The organism is Bradyrhizobium barranii subsp. apii (assembly GCF_011516635.5).
GTDB lineage: Bacteria > Pseudomonadota > Alphaproteobacteria > Rhizobiales > Xanthobacteraceae > Bradyrhizobium > Bradyrhizobium barranii.
Genome location: NZ_CP096256.1, coordinates 308,565 through 331,349 on the forward strand (window position 1 = coordinate 308,565; position 22,785 = coordinate 331,349).

Here is a 22,785-nt window from a genome sequence, read left to right on the forward strand (position 1 = left end):
ATCGCGCTCTCGATTCGCGCAAGCGTCTGCGTTAGCGTCGGGGCCTGTGAACCGTAAGAGCAGGTCGCGAATATCCTCAGGATGCGTCATGCGCCCGCCTGAGGGGCGAAACGAAGGCGATCAATCCGATTGTAGTTGATCACCGCCGGGTCGGCGCCGATCACCGGAAGTCGGCTGACTACGTAATGCACGACCTTGTCCATTCCCAGCTCCTGTTTCAGCGGATGTTGTAGGTCGCGCCGATCAACCGTTGCGAAGTTTCGGCAGCCGAAAATATCTTCCTTCGATCTAGCGGCTCCATGGCGGGCATTCTGAACTGGTCGCCCCGCAGCTCGGCTATCACGTGGATTGATGCCCGCTCCGGTTCGAGAAAATAGTCAGTGAGGCGCGGCCGCGCAGCACCGCGACGAGATCGATGGTCTCGGCGATCAGCGCTTTGAGAACGGTGAGGAGGGCTTCCTGGATGAGCTGCTCGAGGCGGCGAAGCACGCCCAGCGCCGTGCCGGCGTGAATCATTCCGGTCCCGCCGGGATGCCCCGTGCCCCAGGCTTTGAGCAGCTCCAAGGCTTCGCTGCTGCGGACTTCGCCAATTTGAATTCGGTTGAGGCGCAGGGACGAGCGGACCAGATCAGACAGGGACGCGACGCAACGCCGTCCTTGGTGCGCAGCGCGACCGGGTTCCGCGCGCGGCATTGCAGCTCACACGTATCCTCGATTAGGACCACGCGATCGGCGGTGCCGGCGATCTCGGCCAGCAATGCGTTCGTCAGGGTGGTCTTGCCGGTCGAGGCGCCGCCGGCCACCAGGATGTTCCTGCGGGCGGCCACGGCTTCGCGGAGCACGCCTGCTTGTCCCGCCGTCAAGCAGCGGGAAAAAACCTGCCTCGACTGGATGCGGCCATGGACCTTCTCGCGCCAGCTCTGGTGGGGTCATCGCGTCCCGGCAGGAATCCAGAGCGGGGCATTCAAGCCTCGTCAAGCAACTTGATGATCAAGGTCGCACCGACGATCAGCAACCTCCGAAGTCGTCGATTCCCGCGCTTTGATATCGCCCCAAGCCGCTGCGTTTGGATATCCGCGCTCAATGGCCTGCCGAGTGGCCCTGACGACATCGGCGCAATTGCCGTAGCGGATCAGACTGGCATAGACCTCGACTTCGCTGGTGAATGCACCGCCTAGTACGACTGAGTCACAAAACCGCAGGCTTTATCCGGCCGGAATCAGCGATGGTTGAAGCATGGACCATCAGCCGAGGAGGCTACATGAGCGGGCGTGGCACCAAGACCAGTGAGATGCGATTTGCGACGTATTTGGAAGGGCTTGCCAGCGTCATCGGTCATGCTGATCGGAAGGCACCGCTGCGCGACTATTGCGTCGGCCTCATGGCCTGTGGCGGTCGTAAGAGCGTGGAGCCAATGGCGGCGATGACGGCTCCGGAACGGACGGCCGCCCAACATCAATCGCTGCTGCATTTCGTCGGCAGCGGCGCCTGGTCGGATGAGAAGGTGCTGGGCAAGGTACGAGAGATGGTCCTGCCGGCGATCGAACGCCAGGGCCCGATCGAAGCTTGGATCATCGATGACACCGGATTTCCCAAGCAGGGGCGACATTCGGTTGGAGTTGCACGGCAATATTGCGGGCAGCTCGGCAAGCAGGATAATTGCCAGGTGGCGGTGTCATTATCGATTGCCAATCACCACGCCAGCCTGCCTGTTGCCTACCGCCTTTATCTTCCGAAGGAATGGACTGAGGATTGCGATCGGCGGCGCAAGGTGGGCATTCCTGCCGAAGTCGGCTTCCGGACCAAGCCGGAGATCGCGCTGGAGCAGTTGCGGTGGGCCTGTGCGACCGGCCTTCCGCGTGGTGTCGTGCTGATGGACGCGGGCTATGGCAACAACAGCGATCTGCGCACGGAGATCACGGCGCTGGGATTGACCTATGTGGCGGGTCTTCTGTCGAGCACAACGGTATGGGCGCCCGGCACCGGTCCCTTGCCGCCGAAGCCATGGTCGGGCCGCGGCCGTCCCCCGAAACTGATGCGCCGCAACCGTCAGCGTCGGCCGGCCGCCGTTAAAGCGCTCGCGATCGGCCTGCCGGCCAAAGCTTGGCGCACCATCACGTGGCGGCAAGGAACGAACGAAAAGCTGAGCTCGCGCTTTGCCCGCGTGCGGGTCCGTGCCGCGCACCGTGATTATTGGCAAACCACCCAGCGGTTGGAGGAATGGTTGCTGATCGAATGGCCGAAAGGCGAGGACCAGCCTACCAAATACTGGCTCTCGACATTGCCGGAGGATGTGGCATTCCGGACTCTCGTAGAGACGGCTAAATTGCGCTGGCGCATCGAACGCGACTATCAGGAACTCAAGCAGGAGGTCGGGCTTGGCCACTTCGAGGGACGCGGCTGGCGCGGCTTTCATCATCACGCAACGATGTGCATTGCAGCCTTCGGATTCCTGATCTCCGAGCGGGAGGCGTTTCCCCCCTCAGGCGCTCGGCGCGCCCGGCCGATCCCGCTCGCTCGCGTTTCCGCGGATTACAGACCCCGCGGTTCTGCCGCTACGGACCCAACGTCACATTCCAAATTCGATCACGACGATGCGACGGCGACTCGAACAAGGGCTGGTCCGAACGTTGTCGAGATGTCCTTGTTGTGCAATCAAGTTCGCCCATTTCACAGACCACCGTTTGTGACGCAGTAAGAATAGACGGTGTTCTCTTTCGAGGTCCGCTGCCACGCGGCGCCTATCTCAACGTTGCCGGCCGTCACGCGCAGGTCCGGCGCCTTCTCGTTACCGGAGGGTTCGGTCGGAAGGAAGCGTACCTTAATGTTGAGCAAAAGCGTCTTGATGGTGCCGGTGTACGAGCCATCTTCGGCGCGGGTGAAGGTGCCAATCTGAGCCATGGTGATCTCCTGTTGCTGTTTCCAAGCCCGCGACCATCGCGGCCTTGATGGCGATCTGTGAGCGCCGCAACGACCGCCCCGCAGCCTTGGCCCGCAGCGTCAGCGGAGGATGGCGGGCTGAGCGATCTTGTTGCCTCGCGAGGAATGCCGCCGCTTGGCGGCAGGGGAAGAAGATCGCGAACGAGCCATTGCGGGTAAAGGTCGGCGAGCGCAGCGAGCGTATTGTGGCGCGTGATCCGCCAGCAAAAGGCCGGTATGGACGTGAGCCCAAGCAGCTTCACAGGAGAGCATCGGCTCACAGGCATCACCAAGGCCAATGACGGCGTCACCGCACTAACCAGATTCACGCGCAACAAGAGCGTCCTTCTCCGGTTCCAAGATCGAACGGGAGAAGGCTCAACTTGCTGATGTGGCCGGCACGATCGTGCTGCCGCACCGAACGGACCGACGGCGCGTCACCGTAGCATGATAATGAAGCCTCACGTCGTGTCGGACGTAGATGCGTTCTCCAACAAAGAGGCGATCAATGCATCCGGCGCCCTGAACCGACCGCGGCGCAGCTCCGGCGGAACGACCGCTTCCACTGCCTCGAGCCTTTCCGAGGGATCCATGCGGAGATAGACCTCGGTTGTGCGGATATCGGCATGCCCAAGCCACAGCGCCACCTTCCGGATATCGTGCGTCGCCTGCAGCATGATCACCGCGCAGCTATGCCGAAGCTGGTGCGGAGAGATCGAACGACTGCGCAAGGACGGGCACGCCTCGGCCGCCGCACGAACGTGCTTGTCGAGCACGTACTCGAAGCCCGCACGGGTCATCGGCTCATCCTGTGCGTTGACGAACAGCTCCGGCACGCGGACTGCTCCCCTGACGCTCAACCAGGCGCGAAGGTCGCGCGCGGTGTCCTTCCAGAGTGGGAGGCAGCGTTCCTTGCGGCCCTTGCCCCGGATCGTCACGCTCGCTCCGTGCTGGAGCGACAGGTTTTCGGTCAGAACGCCGACCAGCTCGGAGACCCGCAAGCCCCCGGCAAAGCAGAGGTGCATCATCGCCCGGTCGCGCACGCCGGATCGTGTCGCAAGATCGGGGGCGTTGAGGATCGCGCGAACCTCCTCCATCGTCAGATGGCGGATGAGCTTCTGGTCGTGGCGCTTGACCGGGATGGCATGGACGCGACCGATCTGCTCAAGGGCGGAGGGCACCCGGTGCTCCACATAGCGCATGAACGTCTTGATGGCGGCGAGCCGCAGGTTGCGCGTGGCGGCGCCATTGCCGCGCTCCTGTTCGATGTGGGCCAGGAAGGCGACGATCAGCGGCGCGTCCAGGTCTTCGATCGTCAGCCGTGACGGACGCGTGCCGAGCCGTTTCGCGGCGAAGTCGAACAGCAGCTTGAAGCTGAACGCGTAGGTCTCGCAGCTTTCCGGACTGTAGCCGCGCTGGCGGGGCATGTAGTCGCGCAGGAAGCCTGTGATGAGAGGGGCGAGCTTCGTCATGCCACGCTCCCTCCAACCAGCATTTCCGCTGCCGAGGCGATATCCGCCATCATCTCCGGCGTCGCCTGGAGGTACCAGTAGGTGTTCTGGATATCGGCATGGCCGAGATAGGTCGACAGAGCGACGAAGTGCCGGGCGACCGCGCCACGCTCGACACCGCATTGTTCGAGCACGCGAGTTGCGAAGGTATGGCGCAGATCGTGGATGCGAGGCTGCTGGCTTCGCTCCGGTGCAATTCCCGCTCGCCGCAAGACGCAGCGGAATGTGTAATTCACCGTCGTCGAGTACAGCGCCCTGTGCCGGACGGATGGGAACAGCCAGTCGCTTGCGCCGGCGCGTTGGCGGCGGGCCTCGAGATAGCGGGCGAGCGCCTCGATGACCGTCGGATGCAGCGGCACGAGCCGGCTCTTGCGGAACTTGGTCTCGCGGATGTGCAGCACACCATCGGGCCCAATGTCATCAAGCTTGAGCGCAATGGCCTCCGAGATGCGCAGTCCCGTGGCGGCGATCAGCCCGAACAGCATGACGTAGAGCTGGTGACGCAGGGGATTGGGCTTCTGACGTCGGAGCCTGCCGGCGGCCTCGAGGATGCGGGCGATCTCGTCCGCGGTATAGATATAGGGAATCGGTCGCGTTTGCCGGTTCCGCGCGAAGTCGGCGCGCGGGATCTCATGCCGAGGATCTTCGGCATGCAGGAAGCGCGCGAACAGGATCAGGTCCGTCAGGCGCCGTTCGCGTGCGCCCGGCGTCCGGGCGACCGTCGGCAACCAGGCGAGAACGGATGCGGTGCGGATATGCGCTTCGTCCCGCCCGGCGGCGAAGCGCGCGAAGGCACGAAGACACCGCTCGGCCTTGACCAGCTTGTAACCGAGCGTGCGGCGAAGGGTGATGTAGCGGTCAGCGTCCTCGCTCAACATGGTAGCCTCCCGCCCCAGGGCTGCGCAATCTCCGACAAGAGGCCGATATCCACCTTGGCATAGAGCGCTGTGACCGATGGGGAGCGGTGCCGCAGCACGGCGCCGACACCGGCAAGGCTGGCGCCGTTGCGCAGCATGGTCGTCGCGGCGGAGTGGCGCAGAACATGAGCCCCACGATGGATGCTTTTGACGCCAGCCCTATCGAGGGCACGGCGCACGATGCATTTCACGGCGATGCGGCTGAGCGGCCTGACGGGCGCAGCACTCGTCAGGAAGACCCGCGTTGTCGCGACGCGCGGCCGTGCCCGCTCGATATAGGCGAGGATGGCATCGCCAATCTCCTGAGTCAGTGGCAGGCGCTCCTCGCGCCGAGCCTTGCCGGCAAGGGTTATCCTGCCAGCCACCCAGTCGATCTCACCGAAGGCCAGATTAGCGACTTCGCTTGCCCTGAGGCCCAAGCGGGCAAGGAGCAGAATGACGGCCCGATCGCGCAGCCGATCCTCGCCGTCACAAGCGGCAAGAAGGCGGCCGATGTCGGCTTGCCCGAGGAAGCGTGGCGTCGTCGCCAACTGCCAGTTCGCGAAGCTCGGAACAGCCTGTTCCCGGCCGACCGGGCACTGCCCTGTCGCCACAAGATATTTGAGGTAGGCGCGCGTGGCGACGGTGATGCCTTGCGCCCGTCCGCGTCCGTGCGGCTTCGCGCGATCGAGCACGAAGCCGCGGATCGCGGCGGCTGTGTACGGGGCCGGATCGGTGCCGAGCGACGCCAGCAGGTCGACCAGGATCGCCTGATAGGTGTCGAGCGTGGAGTCCTTGACGCCGCGCTGCTCCCGCATCCAGCGACGGAAGGCGGCCAGTGCCGGCCAGCTCTCCTCCAGCGACGGCCGCCGCTCCGGCGGCAGCACGTTCGTCTCACGCAGATAGGCGATGAACAGCGCGGCGGCGCCCTGTGGCGCACGAGTTGTCTTGCTACCCCGGAACACCGACGCCGATGCGGCGAAGCCGGCGGCGAGCGTTTCGATCTCGAAGCCGGACGCGCGGACCCAATCGGCCCACAGCGCGAGCAGGCGCGCCACCTCTGTTACTGTCGCCGGTGTGTATTTCCGCAGCGAGAGCCAGTCCTTGAAGTCATCGACATGCGGTTGCAGCCAGTTGATCCGGACATCAACGCTTCGGCGATGTCTGCGCTTTCGTTTTGTCACCACGTTTTCCTTCGAGTTGCTTGTTCACGCCGGGAGCGCCCGGCGCGTCGAGCAAACCGAAGGTTTCGATCCCATTCCATGCGATAGGCGTTTTGCCCACTGGATCCGAATCCGACATGTCCGTGGAGACCCGTCGGGCGCGGCGTGTGTCGTTGGGTCGGAGCATGCTGGCCGTAATGCCGGAGGGTTGACGCGCCGGCGGCGCCGAACGTGCTGAAGAGGCGCCGACCGCCAGCGTCGTTCTCTGCCGACAATGCCGGCGAAGCCCCCGATGCGGCCTCTCTTGGGGCTGGTCTGGCGCCGCTCCAGACTTGGCCTGCAACGGCTCCGCCGACCTTCTTCCCCTGCGGCCACGCCGCATTCCTCGCGCAACAACAAGCTCGGCTGCCGCCGTCCTCCGCTGACGCTGCGGCCCGAGGGTGCAGACGTCCGGTCCATCGCCTCACGACCGCCATCGAGGCTGCATCGGGCGGCTTCGGGGAACTCTCAGGAGATACGACAATGGCTCAGATCGGCACCTTCACCCGCGACGACAACGGCGCCTTCGCCGGCACGATCAAGACCCTCACCCTCAACGTCAAGGCCACCATCAAACCCTGCGACCGCGACAACGACAAGGCGCCCGACTATCGCGTCACCGCCAACGGTGTCGAGTTCGGCGCCGGCTGGAGCAGGACCGCCCGTGAGACTGGTGCCGAGTACCTCTCGCTCAAGCTCGACGATCCGTCCTTCACGGCTCCGGTCTACGCCTCCCTAGTTCAGGGTGACAAGGGCGAGCACAAGCTCATCTGGTCGCGATGACTGGCCCAACGGCGCTCCGCTCTCAGCGGGGCGCCACTACTCGATCACGTAGCCCAGCGCGCGATAACCCGCTCGTCGCTTCGCTCCCATCCGGGCCAGAACCGGGACGGTATTATCGACATAGTCGACGACCAAAACATCTTTCTTGCCATCATGCTGGCGATGCAGGCGGCCGACATACTGTGCCAATGTTCCCTTCCAGGCGATCGGCATCGTCAGGAACAGCGTGTCGAGTCGAGCGTCATCGAAGCCTTCACCAATGTAGCGGCCTGTTGCGAGTATCAGACGCTCATCATCATCAGGGACATTCAACACCGTGTTGGCTGTTTTGCGATCCTTCGCGGACATGCCGCCACGCAGCACCACGAGATTTTTCACGAATGGCGAGAATCTCTGACGAAGATATTCGAGATGGTCTTTTCGTTCTGTCAGAACGATGGGCGAACGCTTGGCTTCAAGCGATTTCAATACATCATCAAAGATCAGGTCATTCCGGCCACTGTCCTGCGCCAGGGCTGCATAGATCGCCGGCATTGACGGGCGTTCGGCCAACGCCAAGGACGGCGGCAATTCAAATTTCGTCGAGCGATCGCGGGCGCGGTGACGAATGCCACGTTCGGCAGCCTGAACTCTTGCATCGACCCGATGGCGAACAGGGCCGCATTGCATGAAGATGATGGGATGATGCCCGTCCTTTCGGGCAACGGTCGCGGACAGGCCGACGACGTATCGCGCCTTTGACCGCCGAGCGACAAGCTCAAAGCTTGCAGCGGACAGATGATGGCATTCGTCGACAATCAGATGACCGTAATCAGCAACGATATCAGCGACCTCTCCATTGCGGACGAGGCTCTGGATGAGCGCCACATCGATGACGCCGGTCGGCTTTCTTTTTCCACCCCCGATAACGCCGATCTGTTTCGGATCGATGTTCAAAAAGGAACTCAGGCGCTCCACCCATTGAGTGAGTAGTTCCCGGCGATGAACGAGAACCAGTGCGTTGCGGGCGCGATGTGCGATGAGTGCGGCTGCGACAACCGTCTTGCCGAAGGCCGTCGTGGCGGCGAGCACGCCGCTGTCGTGGGCAACGAGAGCATCGAAAGCCCGGGATTGTGGCCCTCGCAGTCCGCCCTGGAATGAGACGCCGGCAGGCAGCGCCGTTCCATCTTCGCGATGATCGTCCAAAATGGCGACCGCCCCGTGACTCTTGATGAGTTCGACAGTTTCGTCGAAGCAGCCGCGAGGCAGAGCTACATGTCGAGGATGGAGCTCGGCGCACGAGACGATTCGAGGCTTGCCGAATGTCGGCAAACGCATTGCTTGCGCGCGATAGAATTCCGGGTTCTGGAACGCTGCCAAGCGAACGAACTGCGCAATCAGGGCCGGCGGAAGTTCTGTCCTGTCGATGTAGATCTGATCAGCGACCACGATCCTGATCTGCTGTGGTATCGCAGCATTGATACGCCGTGGCTCACTACGGCGTGACGGCGACATCTTCCACGGCTCGTCAGCATGTTCGTCATCGACCGGCATCCGGACGCCCAACACCCGTCCTGACAGTTCCGCCTCGTTGGCGATCCCGAAGGCCGCATCAGCTGATAATCTTGGGAGAGAAGACAGATACGCCCATTGGTCGTCGTAAGGTCGCAGATCTCTGTCGACAAAAACGCTGTTGCCAACTTCGCGAGCTTTTCGTTGGAGGGGAAGTGCAATCAGATTGCCGAAGCCACCAAGTGGCATCGTATCCTGGTTGGGAAAGAACCGATCATAAGAGGAGAAGCCGATCTCGGGACGTTTCTCCATCGTCTCCGTGATCAGGGCCGCCCCCATCTGGCGCGCGGTCCGCGCCGGGATCGGTTCGCCGAAGAATATCCAGACATGGCCGCCATTTCCCGATCGGGACCGCTCGAGAGCGGCAGCGATGCCTCTGCCGCGGCAGGTTTGCAGGAGCGCCCCGGCGTCCTCCGCCCACGCCTCCTTGTCGAAGTCTGCGGCGAGGAACCAGCATGTTTCGTCCTGGAGCAACGGGTATACACCGGCGACAAAGTCACCGGTGCGGGTATCGCCGCCACGAAGGTGCTTTTCGATGATGTCCTCGGAAGGAGGAATGAAAGCCTGATGCGGGCATTCCCCACATTTTACCTTCGGTTTCCCGCAGATTTCTTTCGCCCATTCGTTGGAACAGGCCGGCGAATAACCGGAGCGTCCAGCTTTTCTATTTTCCCATCGCACCGGGAAAACATCGGGCCGCCCGGCGAACAGGCGCCGGAACAACTCGATTTTCTCGATAGATGAGGAGTTGTTGGTAACAGAGGCATCGGCAAAAGCGTGCCGTTCGGCCGCGCGGCTACCGGAGATCAGCTTTTGCTCAAGCGCTTCCAATTCACGCTCAAGCTCCATCCGCTCTGCATTCAGATCAGCTAACCGCCGTCGAATGCGTGCGATTTCCCCCGAAGCTTCATTCTTGTCGACCAACTTTGTAGCCTACGCCTAAATGTTCATGTCGCGCGCAAACATAGACCAAAGACGACCTCCGTTTAAGGCGGACTATGCGTCACGACGGCCCAAGGTGTTCGACATTATGCGGAGCAAAATCCACCAAAACCGGCGGAAATCCAGCCTCACAGGCCAACACTCCGCATAATGCCGCTCTACGCATAATAGAGAGCGTTTTTAGATTGGCGGCGCGGTACCGAAACTTCAAAGTGCGCAGCTGCGAGTGCGCCGGTAATCTAAAAACGTGTTGGACGAAGCCGCCTAGCGCGCAGCTGCCGCTATGGAAATTGGATGCTGCTTCCCGATGGACAGCGCCGTCGCCGGGGCTTCGGGGACATGCTGGATGCGGTCTTGATGCGAAACATTCTAATCGAGATATGGTCTCCCGGACGAAAGGACCGGCGACGCCAGCGCCTGGAGGGCTCGATGTCGGAGGCGTGACAATAGGACGCCTGCTGTCTGCCTTGGCAGACGGAAAGCACGATGATCAATGAGTTGAAAAGCCCGACCGTCATGAAGTGTCCATAAGAGGTGGGTCGTGTGACGCAACGGGCGCGAGCACCTCGATGCACACCATCTGCCCTTGACGGCAAAAGGGACATTCTCGCAGGGAAACTCCGGTCAGCTCCTCGACCTTGTCGCGATAATCGCGCCCTTCCTTCGGTTTTACCGGCGTATCGGACTGCTGCATTCCGAGCAGTTCGCGGCAGCGGGCGAGCTTTTGCTTGCGGTAGCGGTTGCCCATGAAACCGTAATAACGGATGCGCTGAAATCCCTCGGGCAAGACATGGACGAGGAAACGCCGGATGAACTCCCCGGCGTCGAGCGTCATCACCTTTTGCCGGTTCTCGTTGCGATAGTCCTTCCACCGGAAGCGTACCTTGCCATCCTCGATATCGACGATCCGGTTGTTGGCGATTGCCACCCGGTGTGTATAGCGTCCGACATATTCCAGAACCTGCTCAGCGCCCGCGAAGGGTGGCTTGGCATAGACCACCCAGTTGACCTGGCGGGCGGGATCCAGATAGCGCCGGAATGCGACGGGATCGTGCAGCCGTTCCAATGACGAAAAGAATCGCAACTCACCGGCATCGAATGCTCTTTGCAGGCCTTCGAGAAACAATCGCCGGAAGAGTCGGGAGAGCACGGCGACTGGTAGGAAGAAGCCGGGACGACACGCGATCCAGCGGCTCCCGTCAGGCGACAGCCCGCCGCCGGGCACGACGCAGTGGAGATGGGGATGATGGCTGAGATTCTGACCCCAGGTGTGAAGCACCGCGAAAAACCCGATCTCCGCGCCGAGATGTCGCCGATCGGCAGCAATGGTGCGCAAAGTCTCGGCGGCTGCGTGGAACAGGATCTTGTAGACCGTGCTGGCATTCTGGAAGGCAATCGCGGCGATCTCGTCGGGAACGGTGAAGACGACATGGAAGTACTGCGTATCGAGAAGCTCTTCCCGCCGAGCCTCGATCCATTCCGCTCGGGCGAGCCACTGGCACTTGGGGCAACTGCGGGAACGGCAGCTGTTGTACGCGATCCGTCGTTCACTACAGCGGTCACACTGTTCGACATGCCCTCCGAGCGCCGACGTTCGGCAGCGCTCGATGGCAGTCATCGCTGCGCGTCGTTCGGTCGATAGCGAGGCCCGGTGCTGCTCTCGCCAGGCAGCACCGTAGCGACGGAATATATCCGCGACCTCCGGACTTGAGCGGCCCATGAGGTTGGCCGTCAGAAATGTTCGGGCGTTGGCGGCGAGGAAGCCTTGGGGATTGGGCGCGGCAGCAGTTCAAGCGGGCTCGTCGCCGCGCAGACCTTGTTGGTAGCGATCCGCAAATATTGGGCGGTCGTCGACAGGCTGCGATGGCCGAGCAGGAGCTGGATGGTGCGGAGATCGGTTCCGGCTTCGAGCAGGTGCACCGCAAATGCGTGCCGCAGCGAATGCGGCGTCACCGGCTTGGAGAGTTTCGACACCCGATGTGCCTTGCGGCAGGTGGCATCCACGGCGCTTGTCGATATCGGTTCTCCAGTAACGGCGCCGGGAAACATCCAACCCCCGGTGGGTCGCACGGCGCGCCAATAGTCCGTCAGCACCTCCAGCAACCTGGCCGATAGCATGACGTAGCGGTCCTTCTGTCCCTTGCCTTGTTCGACGCGCAGCACCATGCGCTGGCGATCGATGGCCTCAGGCTTCAGGCGGGTCGCCTCGGAAATACGCAGGCCGGCGGCATAGCATGTCGTCAGGATCGCCTGGTGCTTGAAGCTCTCGATGCAGCCAAGGAAGTGCAGCACCTCCTCGGGGCTGAGAATGACGGCCAGTGTCTTTGGCGCCTTTGGGCACGGAATGACCTGGTCGAAATCCCAATCGAGGCCGAGCGTGACGCGGTAGAGGAATCGAAGCGCTGCGACGGTCACGTGCACCGAACGTGGCGCCAGCTTTTTCTCGTTCGTCAGATAGACCTGGTAGGCTCGGATATCCTCCGGGCCTAGCAAAGCCGGCGATTTAGCGAAATGCCGGGCGAACTGCGAAACCTGCAGCAAATACGAATCCTGTGTGTGTCGCGACAGGTTGCGTACCTGCATGTCTTCCATCATGCGTAACCGAAGCGAGGTCATAGCGAACTCCTTGGCAAGGGGGACGCTGCGCGCGGGCAGCAACACCATCTTGCCAAGGGCAAGCGCGTCTGAAATGGAATGGATTACGTCGCTGTACGGGTGGTGTCGGGGTCAGAGACACGGGCTGGCTTCAAGGGGGATACCCCACGCTCAACGCGGATACCCTCCCGCGGAGCGGGTTCGGGGGATGTCCCGGGTTCTGTTGAATTTCTGAAGAGGTCGGCGTTGCCCACCTTGAGCCGGTAGGCTCGGGGTGCTGATTCCACAAAGGAGAGCAACGCCATGACGAGAGATATCACACCGGCTGGTTGGCCGGCGACCGGGGCTGTGGAGAAATCATTTGCGGAAGTGCGAGCGAGCTTCGATCGGTTCTGCCTTGCGGCAGGAATCGAGGCGCTCGGCACGATGATGGAGGCGGATGTGACAGCGGCCTGCGGGCCGCGCCACGGTCGTGATGCGGCGCGGCGGGCGCACCGTTGGGGCCGAACGCGGGGGCGGATCGGTTTCCACGGCGGCAAGATCGAGGTCGATCGCCCGCGGGTCCGGGGCATGGACGGCCGCGAGGTCACGATCCCGAGCTGGGAAACGGCGGCGCAGGAGGACTGGCTCGGTCGCTGGGCGATGAACCTGATGCTGATCAATGTGTCGACGCGCCGGTTCGGCCGCGCCGTCCGGCTGCCCGAGGGTGACGTGCCGGCACCGCCCGGATCGGGGATTTCGAAGTCGGCGGCCTCGCGGAGGTTCGTGGCTCTGTCGGCGGCGCGGCTGGCCGACTTCATGGCTGCCGATCTGTCCGCGCTCGACCTTCTGGTGGTCCAAATCGACGGGCTGCATCTCGACGACGATCTCGTGCTGGTGGCCGCGATCGGGGTTGACGGCGAAGGCAACAAGCATCCGCTGGCGCTGGTGGAAGGGGCGACCGAGAATGCAGCAACGGTTCAGGCCCTGCTGGACAACCTGGTCTCGCGCGGGCTCGACCCGACGGTGCCAAGACTGTTCATCGCCGACGGCGCGAAGGCGTTGTCGAAGGCGATCCGCCGCACCTTCGGTTCGGCCGCTGCGATCCAGCGCTGCCAGATCCACAAGGCGCGCAACATCATGGAACGCCTGCCGAAAGAGCATCATGCGGCCACCCGCCGGGTGCTGCGCCAGGCCTGGGAGCTCGATGACGCCGACAAGGCTGAAAAATTGATCCGCAATCTCGCGCGTCGACTCGACCAGCAATGGCCCGGCGTTGCGGCCAGTATCCTCGAAGGCCTCGACGAAATCCTGACTGTCGTCCGGTTGAAGTTGCCGAAGGAGCTTCGCCGATCGCTCGCCTGTACCAATATCGCCGAGAACATGATGGGCACCATTCGCCGCGTCACGCGCAACGTTAAACGCTGGCGGGATGCCGGTATGGCCTTGCGATGGGTCGCGGCCGGTATGATCGAGGCCAACAAGGGCTTCCGACGATTGAAGGCGCATAAGCAATTGTCGGTTCTGCGTGCGGCCCTTCAAGCTCACCACGATCGCATGACAATCAAGTCCGTTGCCCACGTCACGAGGGCTGCGTAATATTCATTCCGGCAACGTCGACCCGACGTAGTTCAACAGCGATCGGGACATCCCCTGGCGGAGGGGCGCAAGTGGACTAAAATCAAGGAGGGTCGTTAATGAGCCCGCAGCTCTCGATAAGGTATGAAAATACTTGCATGTCTCAAAACCCGCTCGTGGGCGTCTTTCCGTATAGACCGAACGCCCTCAGGTGACAGATATTGTTTGGGGTGCCGATCGCTGCGGAGAGCCGCAACAAACAGCGCCTAAGCGGTCTTGCCGGTGAAGATCGAAAACGCCAGGAATTTGCCGGGGGGACTTTGATGGAAACGGACCGCCGCTACCACGCGTGACCCACACTTTTCTGGGCCTCTCAGATCGCTTTGCTATATCTCCGCGGAGTCCTCGCACCCAGGTCGAACGACGCCTTGAGGTATGCGACGGCGCTTCCGCCAAATCTCTCCACCGCTATGCGTACCTGCTTGATTGTGCGACGGCATACTCTGGCATGCGACACAGAGAATTACGGGCTTTATTTAGAGGTGAGCTGTCGCGATAATTGCGATCGCCCGACGATTGAGCCCGCATTTCTTGTAGCGTCGATGACAGATCGAGCGCAGGCTGAAATTACGCCAGATACTCCGCTTCGCCTTGCTGATGCCGTGAAGATCGCATTTCCTTTGGGCGGGATGACGGTCGCGGGTCTGCGACGTGAGCGCGATCGCAATCGCAATCGCAATCGCAATCGCAATCGCAATCGCAATCGACTAGTAGTTGAAAAGATTGCCGGCAAGGAATTTACTACGCTGGCTCACATTGAACGGATGCGAGAGCTATGCCGCGACGAAGCAAGGGCGCTAGAGCATGTTGTTTTTTGCCGGAATCGGGATTGAACGAAGCCGCTGCCGCGGCGTAGGGGGCAAGGTGGCATAGATCGCCTCCTGGCTGAGAGGATGTGGGTGTTGGAGCCCACCCCCTCAGACAGGAGTATCGAGATGGCCGATTTGAGCCCTCTTCGCCGCCGCATGATCGAAGACATGACCGTCCGCAATCTGTCGCCGGCGACGCAAAGATCCTACATCAGCGCGGTTTCGAAGTTCAGCCGCTATTTTGGCCGATCGCCTGACCGGTTAGAGCTGGAAGACGTCCGCGCCTTCCAGGTGCATTTGGTCTCGACCGGCATCTCATGGCCGGCGCTGAACCAGATCGTCTGTGCGCTACGGTTTTTCTACGGCGTCACGCTCGGCGAGGCGCTCATCCCAGAGCGCATTCCCTATGCGCGAGAACCGCGCAAGCTGCCGGTCGTTCTCAGCGCCGACGAAGTGGTTCAGTTTCTTGAAGCGGTATCGAGCCTGAAGAGCCGCGCCGCGCTCACCACCGCCTATGCGGCCGGGCTCAGGGCCTCGGAGGTTGCGGGACTGCGGATCGAAGACATCGACAGCGCCCGCGGCGTCATCCAGGTGCGCCACGGCAAGGGCGCGAAGGATCGCAACGTGATGCTGTCGCCCCAGCTGCTGGGCATCCTGCGCACCTACTGGCGGCTCGCCCGGCCGCGGCTTTATCTGTTCCCTGGTCGTGACGAAGATCATCCGATCGATCAGACCGTGCTGCATGCCGCCTGCCGGTCGGCGGTGAAGGCTGCGGGCCTGACCAAGCGCGTCACGCTGCACACGCTGCGCCACAGCTTCGCGACACATCTTCTCGAGAACGGAACCGATATCCGGATCATCCAGGTCTTGCTCGGGCACAATAATTTGTCGTCGACAGCGCGCTACACGCAGGTCGCCACCGATACGATCCGAGCGACGCAGAGCCCGCTCGATCGCCTGTCGCTGGAGGTGACGCCACCTGGATGACCCGCAGCGGGATGCGGGTCATGACCCGCTCCGACATCCGCTCCAACAGGCCCGCCATCGAGATTGCCGATATTCTGCGCCGGCATGGCGACGCCTATCGCCGTGTACATGCCGGTCATCTGGGGCGGGTCGAGCGGCGCGTGATGAGCGCGATCGTTGCGTGCCGGACCGAGGCGCTCGGCGGCCACATGCAGGCTTGCGACGACTGCGGCACGACACGCGTTGCCTATAATTCCTGCCGCAATCGGCACTGTCCGAAGTGTCAGGGGAGAGCCCGAGCCGCGTGGCTCGCCGCGCGTCAAGCCGACCTGCTTCCGGTTCCCTATTTCCACGTCGTCTTTACACTTCCCGCACCGATCGCCGCGATCGCTTTCCAGAACAAGGCCGTCGTCTATGCCATCCTGTTCAAGGCTGCCGCCGAGGCGATGACGACGCTCGCCGCCAATCCACGCCGGCTCGGCGGTGCGATCGGCGGCGTCGCCGTCCTCCACACCTGGGGACAGACGCTGATGCATCATCCCCACGTCCATTGCGTCGTTCCGGGTGGCGGCCTCTCGCCCGATGGCGCGCGCTGGACCGCTTGCCGACCGAACTTCTTCCTGGCCGTCAAACCGTTGTCCAGACTATTTCGCACACTTTTTCTCAAACGTCTGTCGGCAGCCTTCAACTCCGGTGCCTTGCGTTTCTTCGGCGATCTCGGAGCTCTGGCCGAGCCGGCTGCCTTTGCGGCCCACCTCGACGCCATGCGACGCATCAACTGGGTTGTTTACGCCAAGCGGCCCTTCGGCGGACCCGCACAGGTCCTGGCCTATCTCGGCCGCTACACCCATCGCGTCGCGATCGCCAACAGCCGGCTCGTCGCACTCGACGACGATCATGTCGCCTTCTCATGGAAGGACTATCGCCAAAACAGCGCGACAAAGATCATGAATCTCAAGCCCGATGAGTTCATTCGCCGTTTCCTGCTTCATACGCCGCCTGACGGCTTCCACCGCATCCGCCACTTCGGCTTCATGGCCAACCGCCATCGCGCTGCCAAGCTCGCCCTTTGCCGCGAACTTCTCGATCATGAGCGAACAGCCCCAAACGATGGCCAGCCGTCGCCTGTGGATTCGGAGGCTCAAACCTGGGCCGAGGTTCCTGCCTGTCCCGATTGTGGTGGCGTCATGCGCATCATTGAGCGCTTTCGACATAGCTTCAGACGCCCCAGCCCTCGAACATCACCGTTCCGATGCGACACATCGTGAGCCAAGTCATGTCGTGCACGACGATCATCATTCGTCATTTCGCTCCCAGCGTCTCGATCATCGCGGACGATGTCGAATCCGTGCTGTCACACTGCGCGACAACAACCGTCCGATGCAGCAAAAGGCCTATCGCGATCTCAGGCGAAGCGCGTCTGATCTCAACTCTTCCAGGATGCGCACTCCTGTGTCTCTGCCTCACGCGCCGAGCCAGCAGATCGGGCATGGCGATCTCGAACAATCCCCATAGCTGCAAAACCGCGAATAGCCTCCCGCGCCTTCGTTCAATCCGGCTTCAATGAGGTCGCGTCATAAGCGCCTGCCGCGCCCTCGCGTGAGCGCGACCTCACAGAACCCTCCAGATTCCCAGAAGGGACAATTTCTGATTCAAACTCCATGCTGGAACGGGGGCCAGCATGGATGACGCGACCCTATTCGGAAGATCTTCGTGAACTCGCTCTGGCGCGGGCGAGACCGTTCGTTCGATTGCAGAAGCGCTTCAGATCAGTCCTTCCTGTGTGACGAAGTGGAAGAATCTGCGGCGGGAGACCGGAGGCGTTTCTCCCGGCAAGATCGGCGGTCACAAGAAGCCGGTTCTGTCCGGCACCAATGCCGACTGGCTGCGCAAACGCATTCGCTCCGGCCCATTCACTTTGCGGAAGCTGACGCAGGAACTGGCTGCGCGCGGGATCAAGACCGACGTGCGGGCAGTGTGGACGTTCGTCCATGCCGAAGGGCTGAGCTTCAAAAAAAACGATCCTGCCGGCCGAACAAGATCGTCCCGATATCGCGCGTAAACGGACGCGCTGGAAGACCCATCAGGGCAGGATCGACGCCTCGCGCCTGGTCTTTATCGACGAGACCTGGATCAAAACCAACATGGCGCCGCTGCGAGGCTGGGGACCGAGTGGGCAACGTCTCCAGGCGTCTGCGCCTTTCGGCCATTGGAAGACGATGACCTTCATCGCGGCGCTGCGCCACGACCGGATCAGCGCGCCATGGGTCATCGACGGCCCCATCAATGGCGAGCTCTTCACCCTCTATGTCGAGCAGGTGCTGGCGCCGACCCTCGCAAAGGGTGAACTCGTCATTCTCGACAATCTCGGCAGTCACAAGGGCAAGGCGGCGCGCAACGCCATCCGCGCCACAGGAGCCCATCTGCTCTTCCTGCCGCCCTATAGCCCCGACCTCAATCCGATCGAGCAGGTCTTCGCCAAGCTCAAACACCTGATGCGAGCCGCGCAGCCGCGTGATGTCGAAGCGACTTGGCGCAAGGTCGGCGAACTCCTCGACGTCTTCTCCAAGGAGGAGTGCGCCAACTATCTCAAAAATTCAGGGTACGTTTCCGTATAAACACATCATGCTCTAGGCTTCAGCTCAAATCCGCCCGCCGAGACAAGAGCGGAAAGATTACCCACCAGGCTACTTGGATCATCAGAGACAACGGACGCGATGTCAGCACAGGCTGCGCTGCAGATGAAATTGCGGCCGCGGAAAGAAAGCTAGAGGACTACATAGCGTCCAAATACACGCCCAAACGGCGAGTGCGGCACATCGACGACATTCCAGTCGCGGACGTTCTCTCGATTTACTTGGATGCGCAGCTAGAAAAGCTTCGCGATCGCTTCAAAGTAGATGGAGAAAGCGAAGACACCATCCCCGCCATACGGAAATTTAAAAAGCGCATCGAGAGACTGAACGCGTGGTGGGGTACGAAAATGCTCGGCGAGGTGAACGGAGAGGCGTGTCGCTCTTATAGGAAGAAACGACGCAACCGAGGCGGTGCAAGGCGAGATCTGGAAGATTTGCGCGCCGCCATTGGCCATCATGCCGCCGAAGGTTATCATCGGGAAATCGTTAAAATCTCGCTGCCGGAGAAAGGCGAGCCGCGCGACAAATGGTTAACCCGAGGCGATGCCGCGAAGCTCATCTGGACCTGCTGGCGTTATCGCGAACTTCAGAAGAAGTCGCGACGGCCGACGGAGGATGTGAAGGCCCCGACACGCAAACGCCCGCTGCGGCATCTTGCCCGCTTCATACTATTGGGCATCTATAGCGGGACGCGCGCCGGAGCCATTGCCGCCGCATCACCGATACCAGCGGTCGGCCGGTCTTACGTCGATCTGGAGCGCGGACGGTACTACCGTCTGAAGCAGGGCAGTTCGCGGACTAACAAGCGGCAACCGACAGTTCCGATCCCCTCGCGCTTGCTCGCTCATTTGCGGCGTTGGCACCGCATTGATCCGGACGCCAAGCACTTCGTTGAGTTCAACGGCAAGCCGGTGATTTCGGTCAAGACGGCATTCAAGAGTGCCGTCAAGCACGCGGGGCTCGATCCTGGCATATCGCCTCACACGTTACGGCACACGGCGGCGACTTGGCTGATGCAGAAGGGCGCGGATCCGTGGCAGGCCGCCGGCTATCTTGGAATGTCGCTCGAGGTTCTGCTCCACACCTATGGCCACCATCACCCTGACTACTTGTCAGATGCAGTCGAGAAAATCGCGATGCGCACGCCAGGTCACGAACGAAAGGCGCACGTATCTGGTGCGGTTTCTGGTGCGGTCATCCCGCTGCGGCGTGATAACCCCTGACTAAGCAATTGATTTGGCTGGTGGGCCCGGCAGGACTCGAACCTGCAACCAGACCGTTATGAGCGGCCGGCTCTAACCATTGAGCTACAGGCCCCGCCGCCTTGCGGGCCGCATGGCGCGGCCGGCAACGGTGCGAGCTCCGTTTACAGGGTGCGCGGGGTTTCGGCAATGCTGCCCCGGCAGGCCGCCGCGCCTCCGACGTCTGCATCGCCTGGAACACCGGCCGGTAGCTATCCTCGACCATCCGCCTCCCGGGGATGTCCCGATCGCTGTTGAACTACGTCGGGTCGACGTTGCCGGAATGAATATTACGCAGCCCTCGTGACGTGGGCAACGGACTTGATTGTCATGCGATCGTGGTGAGCTTGAAGGGCCGCACGCAGAACCGACAATTGCTTATGCGCCTTCAATCGTCGGAAGCCCTTGTTGGCCTCGATCATACCGGCCGCGACCCATCGCAAGGCCATACCGGCATCCCGCCAGCGTTTAACGTTGCGCGTGACGCGGCGAATGGTGCCCATCATGTTCTCGGCGATATTGGTACAGGCGAGCGATCGGCGAAGCTCCTTCGGCAACTTCAACCGGACGACAGTCAGGATTTCGTCGAGGCCTTCGAGGATACTGGCCGCAACGCCGGGCCATTGCTGGTCGAGTCGACGCGCGAGATTGCGGATCAATTTTTCAGCCTTGTCGGCGTCATCGAGCTCCCAGGCCTGGCGCAGCACCCGGCGGGTGGCCGCATGATGCTCTTTCGGCAGGCGTTCCATGATGTTGCGCGCCTTGTGGATCTGGCAGCGCTGGATCGCAGCGGCCGAACCGAAGGTGCGGCGGATCGCCTTCGACAACGCCTTCGCGCCGTCGGCGATGAACAGTCTTGGCACCGTCGGGTCGAGCCCGCGCGAGACCAGGTTGTCCAGCAGGGCCTGAACCGTTGCTGCATTCTCGGTCGCCCCTTCCACCAGCGCCAGCGGATGCTTGTTGCCTTCGCCGTCAACCCCGATCGCGGCCACCAGCACGAGATCGTCGTCGAGATGCAGCCCGTCGATTTGGACCACCAGAAGGTCGAGCGCGGACAGATCGGCAGCCATGAAGTCGGCCAGCCGCGCCGCCGACAGAGCCACGAACCTCCGCGAGGCCGCCGACTTCGAAATCCCCGATCCGGGCGGTGCCGGCACGTCACCCTCGGGCAGCCGGACGGCGCGGCCGAACCGGCGCGTCGACACATTGATCAGCATCAGGTTCATCGCCCAGCGACCGAGCCAGTCCTCCTGCGCCGCCGTTTCCCAGCTCGGGATCGTGACCTCGCGGCCGTCCATGCCCCGGACCCGCGGGCGACCGACCTCGATCTTGCCGCCGTGGAAACCGATCCGCCCCCGCGTTCGGCCCCAACGGTGCGCCCGCCGCGCCGCATCACGACCGTGGCGCGGCCCGCAGGCCGCTGTCACATCCGCCTCCATCATCGTGCCGAGCGCCTCGATTCCTGCCGCAAGGCAGAACCGATCGAAGCTCGCTCGCACTTCCGCAAATGATTCTCCACAGCCCCGGTCGCCGGCCAACCAGCCGGTGTGATATCTCTCGTCATGGCGTTGCTCTCCTTTGTGGAATCAGCACCCCGAGCCTACCGGCTCAAGGTGGGCAACGCCGACCTCTTCAGAAATTCAACAGAACCCGGGACATCCCCCAACGCAGGCATTTGACGCAGTGAACGAAAAACGTTCCAAGTAACCGCGTCTTCGCTGTTAGCGCTTCTCAGATGTTTGATCTTGCTGGCCCGCATGTCGGCGAAGACGGGATCATATCGATCTATAATGAGATTGTCTCTGCAATCATCTGCGATCAAAACGCCACTCGGTGATAAAAGGCCTTTCTCGATCGCCATTTTGGTTATGCGTCAAGTATTTCTGCAGTGCAGACATGCACGTCTACCCAGCCGGGTGCGAGATTGTCATCCATCGCTTTAAGCGCCCCCCATCGAAGGTACAACCACGAGAAGCTCTTCCGGCTCTATCGGGAAGAGAAGCTGACAGTGCGCCGCCGCGGCGGCCGCAAGCGGGCGATCGGGACCAGGGCGCCGATGCTGGCTCCGATGATGTCGAACGGCCGGTGGTTCGGACCAACTGACCTGCGGCCGCCGCTTCCGCATCCTGACCGTGGTCGACGACTGCACCCGCGAGTGTCTGGCGCTGGTGACCGACACCTCGCTCTCCGGCACCCGGGTGGCGCGGGAACAGGACCGGCTGCTGATTGAGCGCAGCAAGCCGAAAATGGTGGTCAGCGACAACGGCAGCGAGCTCACCAGCAACGCCATCCTGACCTGGGCCGATCAGAGCCGCGTCGCATGGCACTACATCGCGCCGGGTAAGCCCATGCAGAACGCCTTCATCGAGAGCTTCATGTATAGACGGCCCCGCGGATGCAAGGGATTTCAGCAGCACTTGGATACCGGTCGGGTGCGTTCATGTATACGGCCTGTTAGTGCGACCGATGCCATGGCCGCTGGCCCTGATGGAGATCGCGGATCGAGGCCTCATCAACGGGTCGCGCTTGTTGCGCTTAAAGCTCTTCGGGCTTGCTCGATCCCCAGCTCCGCCGGTGTCCATCATGCTGTCATTTGCCCTCACACCATAAGGTGGCCAACATACGCGGAAAGTCAGGCCGCGAGCTTAGGCCGATAGAACTCCCCGGTCGTCATCATCGCCCAGACGGTCCGAGCCAACTTGTTGGCAACGGCGATGGTGACGACCATGGGCCGACGCCGTTCAAGCAGGGCTTCGATCCAGCCGCCTCCAACCCGGGAGCGTGCCTTTGGGTACCGAACGACGTTACGTGCTCCGATGACAAGCAAGTGCCTGAGATAGGAATCGCCCTGTTTCGTAATCCGGCCGAGCCGATCCTTCCCGCCGGTGGAATTCTGCTTAGGCGTCAGGCCAAGCCAGGCCGCGAACTCCCGCCCGGAGTGGAACATTGTCGGGTCCGGCACGGTCGCGGCGAGAGCCGTGGCCGTTATGGGACCGATCCCGGGAATCGAGGACAGCAACTTCGCCATCGGATTTACTCGCTGGATCTGAGCTAGCTCGCGCTCGATGGCCTCGACCTGCCGATCCAATTCTTTCAGTTGGTTCACAAGGACGGCTA

15 protein-coding genes, 1 tRNA gene and 5 pseudogenes are annotated in these 22,785 nt (G+C 62.1%); 10 read left to right on the top strand and 11 right to left on the bottom strand.

Annotation, left to right across the window (positions count from 1 at the left end):
- Positions 1 to 339: 339 nt before the first annotated feature.
- A pseudogene (locus HAP41_RS48485) lies at positions 340 to 863 on the bottom strand (ATPase, T2SS/T4P/T4SS family); the annotation flags it as partial.
- A gap of 36 nt (positions 864 to 899) precedes the next feature.
- Here HAP41_RS48485 and HAP41_RS48490 point away from each other — a divergent pair.
- A complete protein-coding gene (locus tag HAP41_RS48490) occupies positions 900 to 1,178 on the top strand; it encodes a hypothetical protein (protein WP_224580805.1) in 279 nt (92 codons plus the stop codon).
- Positions 1,179 to 1,261: 83 nt separating this feature from the next.
- Entirely contained in the window at positions 1,262 to 2,698 is a 1,437-nt protein-coding gene (locus HAP41_RS48495) for an IS701 family transposase (RefSeq protein ID WP_166105276.1), read from the top strand.
- On the opposite strand, the gene HAP41_RS48500 is transcribed toward HAP41_RS48495, so the two are convergent.
- From HAP41_RS48500 to HAP41_RS48515, 4 genes are all read right to left on the bottom strand, one after another.
- Positions 2,671 to 2,901, bottom strand: a complete 231-nt coding sequence (locus HAP41_RS48500; protein ID WP_166107019.1) for a DUF736 domain-containing protein — start codon at positions 2,899 to 2,901, stop codon at positions 2,671 to 2,673. The genes HAP41_RS48495 and HAP41_RS48500 overlap by 28 nt on opposite strands.
- A gap of 479 nt (positions 2,902 to 3,380) precedes the next feature.
- A complete protein-coding gene (locus HAP41_RS48505) occupies positions 3,381 to 4,391 on the bottom strand; it encodes a tyrosine-type recombinase/integrase (protein WP_166101305.1) in 1,011 nt (336 codons plus the stop codon).
- Positions 4,388 to 5,308, bottom strand: a complete 921-nt coding sequence (locus HAP41_RS48510) for a tyrosine-type recombinase/integrase (RefSeq protein ID WP_166101298.1) — start codon at positions 5,306 to 5,308, stop codon at positions 4,388 to 4,390. Before HAP41_RS48510 ends, HAP41_RS48505 begins: the two co-directional genes overlap by 4 nt.
- Positions 5,302 to 6,510 carry a tyrosine-type recombinase/integrase gene (locus HAP41_RS48515; protein ID WP_166101295.1) on the bottom strand — a complete coding sequence of 403 codons (1,209 nt, stop codon included), beginning with the start codon at positions 6,508 to 6,510 and terminating at the stop codon, positions 5,302 to 5,304. Before HAP41_RS48515 ends, HAP41_RS48510 begins: the two co-directional genes overlap by 7 nt.
- Positions 6,511 to 7,011: 501 nt before the next feature.
- On the opposite strand from HAP41_RS48515, the gene HAP41_RS48520 reads away from it, so the two are divergent.
- Entirely contained in the window at positions 7,012 to 7,311 is a 300-nt protein-coding gene (locus HAP41_RS48520; protein WP_166101292.1) for a DUF736 domain-containing protein, read from the top strand.
- A 36-nt stretch (positions 7,312 to 7,347) separates the two neighbouring features.
- Here HAP41_RS48520 and HAP41_RS48525 read toward each other — a convergent pair whose 3' ends face one another.
- From HAP41_RS48525 to HAP41_RS48535, 3 genes are all read right to left on the bottom strand, one after another.
- Positions 7,348 to 9,711, bottom strand: a complete 2,364-nt coding sequence (locus tag HAP41_RS48525) for a TOTE conflict system archaeo-eukaryotic primase domain-containing protein (protein WP_206706271.1) — start codon at positions 9,709 to 9,711, stop codon at positions 7,348 to 7,350.
- 607 nt (positions 9,712 to 10,318) lie between these two features.
- Positions 10,319 to 11,524: an IS91 family transposase gene (locus HAP41_RS48530; protein ID WP_166101280.1), complete on the bottom strand. Its 1,206-nt coding sequence runs from the start codon at positions 11,522 to 11,524 to the stop codon at positions 10,319 to 10,321.
- Between the two features lie 11 nt (positions 11,525 to 11,535).
- Positions 11,536 to 12,420 carry a tyrosine-type recombinase/integrase gene (locus HAP41_RS48535; RefSeq protein WP_166106044.1) on the bottom strand — a complete coding sequence of 295 codons (885 nt, stop codon included), beginning with the start codon at positions 12,418 to 12,420 and terminating at the stop codon, positions 11,536 to 11,538.
- Between the two features lie 282 nt (positions 12,421 to 12,702).
- On the opposite strand from HAP41_RS48535, the gene HAP41_RS48540 reads away from it, so the two are divergent.
- The 6 genes and pseudogenes from HAP41_RS48540 to HAP41_RS48565 all read left to right on the top strand — a co-directional run bounded on the left by HAP41_RS48540 (position 12,703) and on the right by HAP41_RS48565 (position 19,650).
- Positions 12,703 to 13,977, top strand: a complete 1,275-nt coding sequence (locus HAP41_RS48540) for an IS256 family transposase (protein ID WP_166064748.1) — start codon at positions 12,703 to 12,705, stop codon at positions 13,975 to 13,977.
- 581 nt (positions 13,978 to 14,558) lie between these two features.
- The gene (locus HAP41_RS48545) at positions 14,559 to 14,849 is read left to right on the top strand and encodes a hypothetical protein (RefSeq protein ID WP_224581156.1); all 291 of its coding nucleotides are present in this window, start codon (positions 14,559 to 14,561) and stop codon (positions 14,847 to 14,849) included.
- 102 nt (positions 14,850 to 14,951) lie between these two features.
- Positions 14,952 to 15,812, top strand: coding sequence for a tyrosine-type recombinase/integrase (locus HAP41_RS48550; protein WP_029085027.1), 861 nt, complete (start codon positions 14,952 to 14,954; stop codon positions 15,810 to 15,812).
- 20 nt (positions 15,813 to 15,832) lie between these two features.
- Positions 15,833 to 17,059: an IS91 family transposase gene (locus HAP41_RS48555; protein WP_166053869.1), complete on the top strand. Its 1,227-nt coding sequence runs from the start codon at positions 15,833 to 15,835 to the stop codon at positions 17,057 to 17,059.
- Positions 17,060 to 17,476: 417 nt separating this feature from the next.
- A pseudogene (locus HAP41_RS48560) lies at positions 17,477 to 18,409 on the top strand (IS630 family transposase).
- Positions 18,406 to 19,650, top strand: coding sequence for a tyrosine-type recombinase/integrase (locus HAP41_RS48565; RefSeq protein ID WP_166107469.1), 1,245 nt, complete (start codon positions 18,406 to 18,408; stop codon positions 19,648 to 19,650). The pseudogene HAP41_RS48560 and the gene HAP41_RS48565 overlap by 4 nt, the downstream one beginning before the upstream one ends.
- An 18-nt stretch (positions 19,651 to 19,668) precedes the next feature.
- Here the strand turns inward: HAP41_RS48565 and HAP41_RS48570 are convergent.
- Positions 19,669 to 19,744, bottom strand: a tRNA-Ile gene (locus tag HAP41_RS48570).
- 214 nt (positions 19,745 to 19,958) lie between these two features.
- Positions 19,959 to 21,232 (bottom strand): annotated as a pseudogene (locus tag HAP41_RS48575) (IS256 family transposase).
- 399 nt (positions 21,233 to 21,631) lie between these two features.
- Between HAP41_RS48575 and HAP41_RS48580 the strand changes: the two are divergent.
- A pseudogene (locus HAP41_RS48580) lies at positions 21,632 to 22,043 on the top strand (DDE-type integrase/transposase/recombinase); the annotation flags it as partial.
- 257 nt (positions 22,044 to 22,300) lie between these two features.
- Here the strand turns inward: HAP41_RS48580 and HAP41_RS48585 are convergent.
- Positions 22,301 to 22,759, bottom strand: a pseudogene (locus HAP41_RS48585) (IS110 family RNA-guided transposase); the annotation flags it as partial.
- Positions 22,760 to 22,785 lie beyond the last annotated feature (26 nt).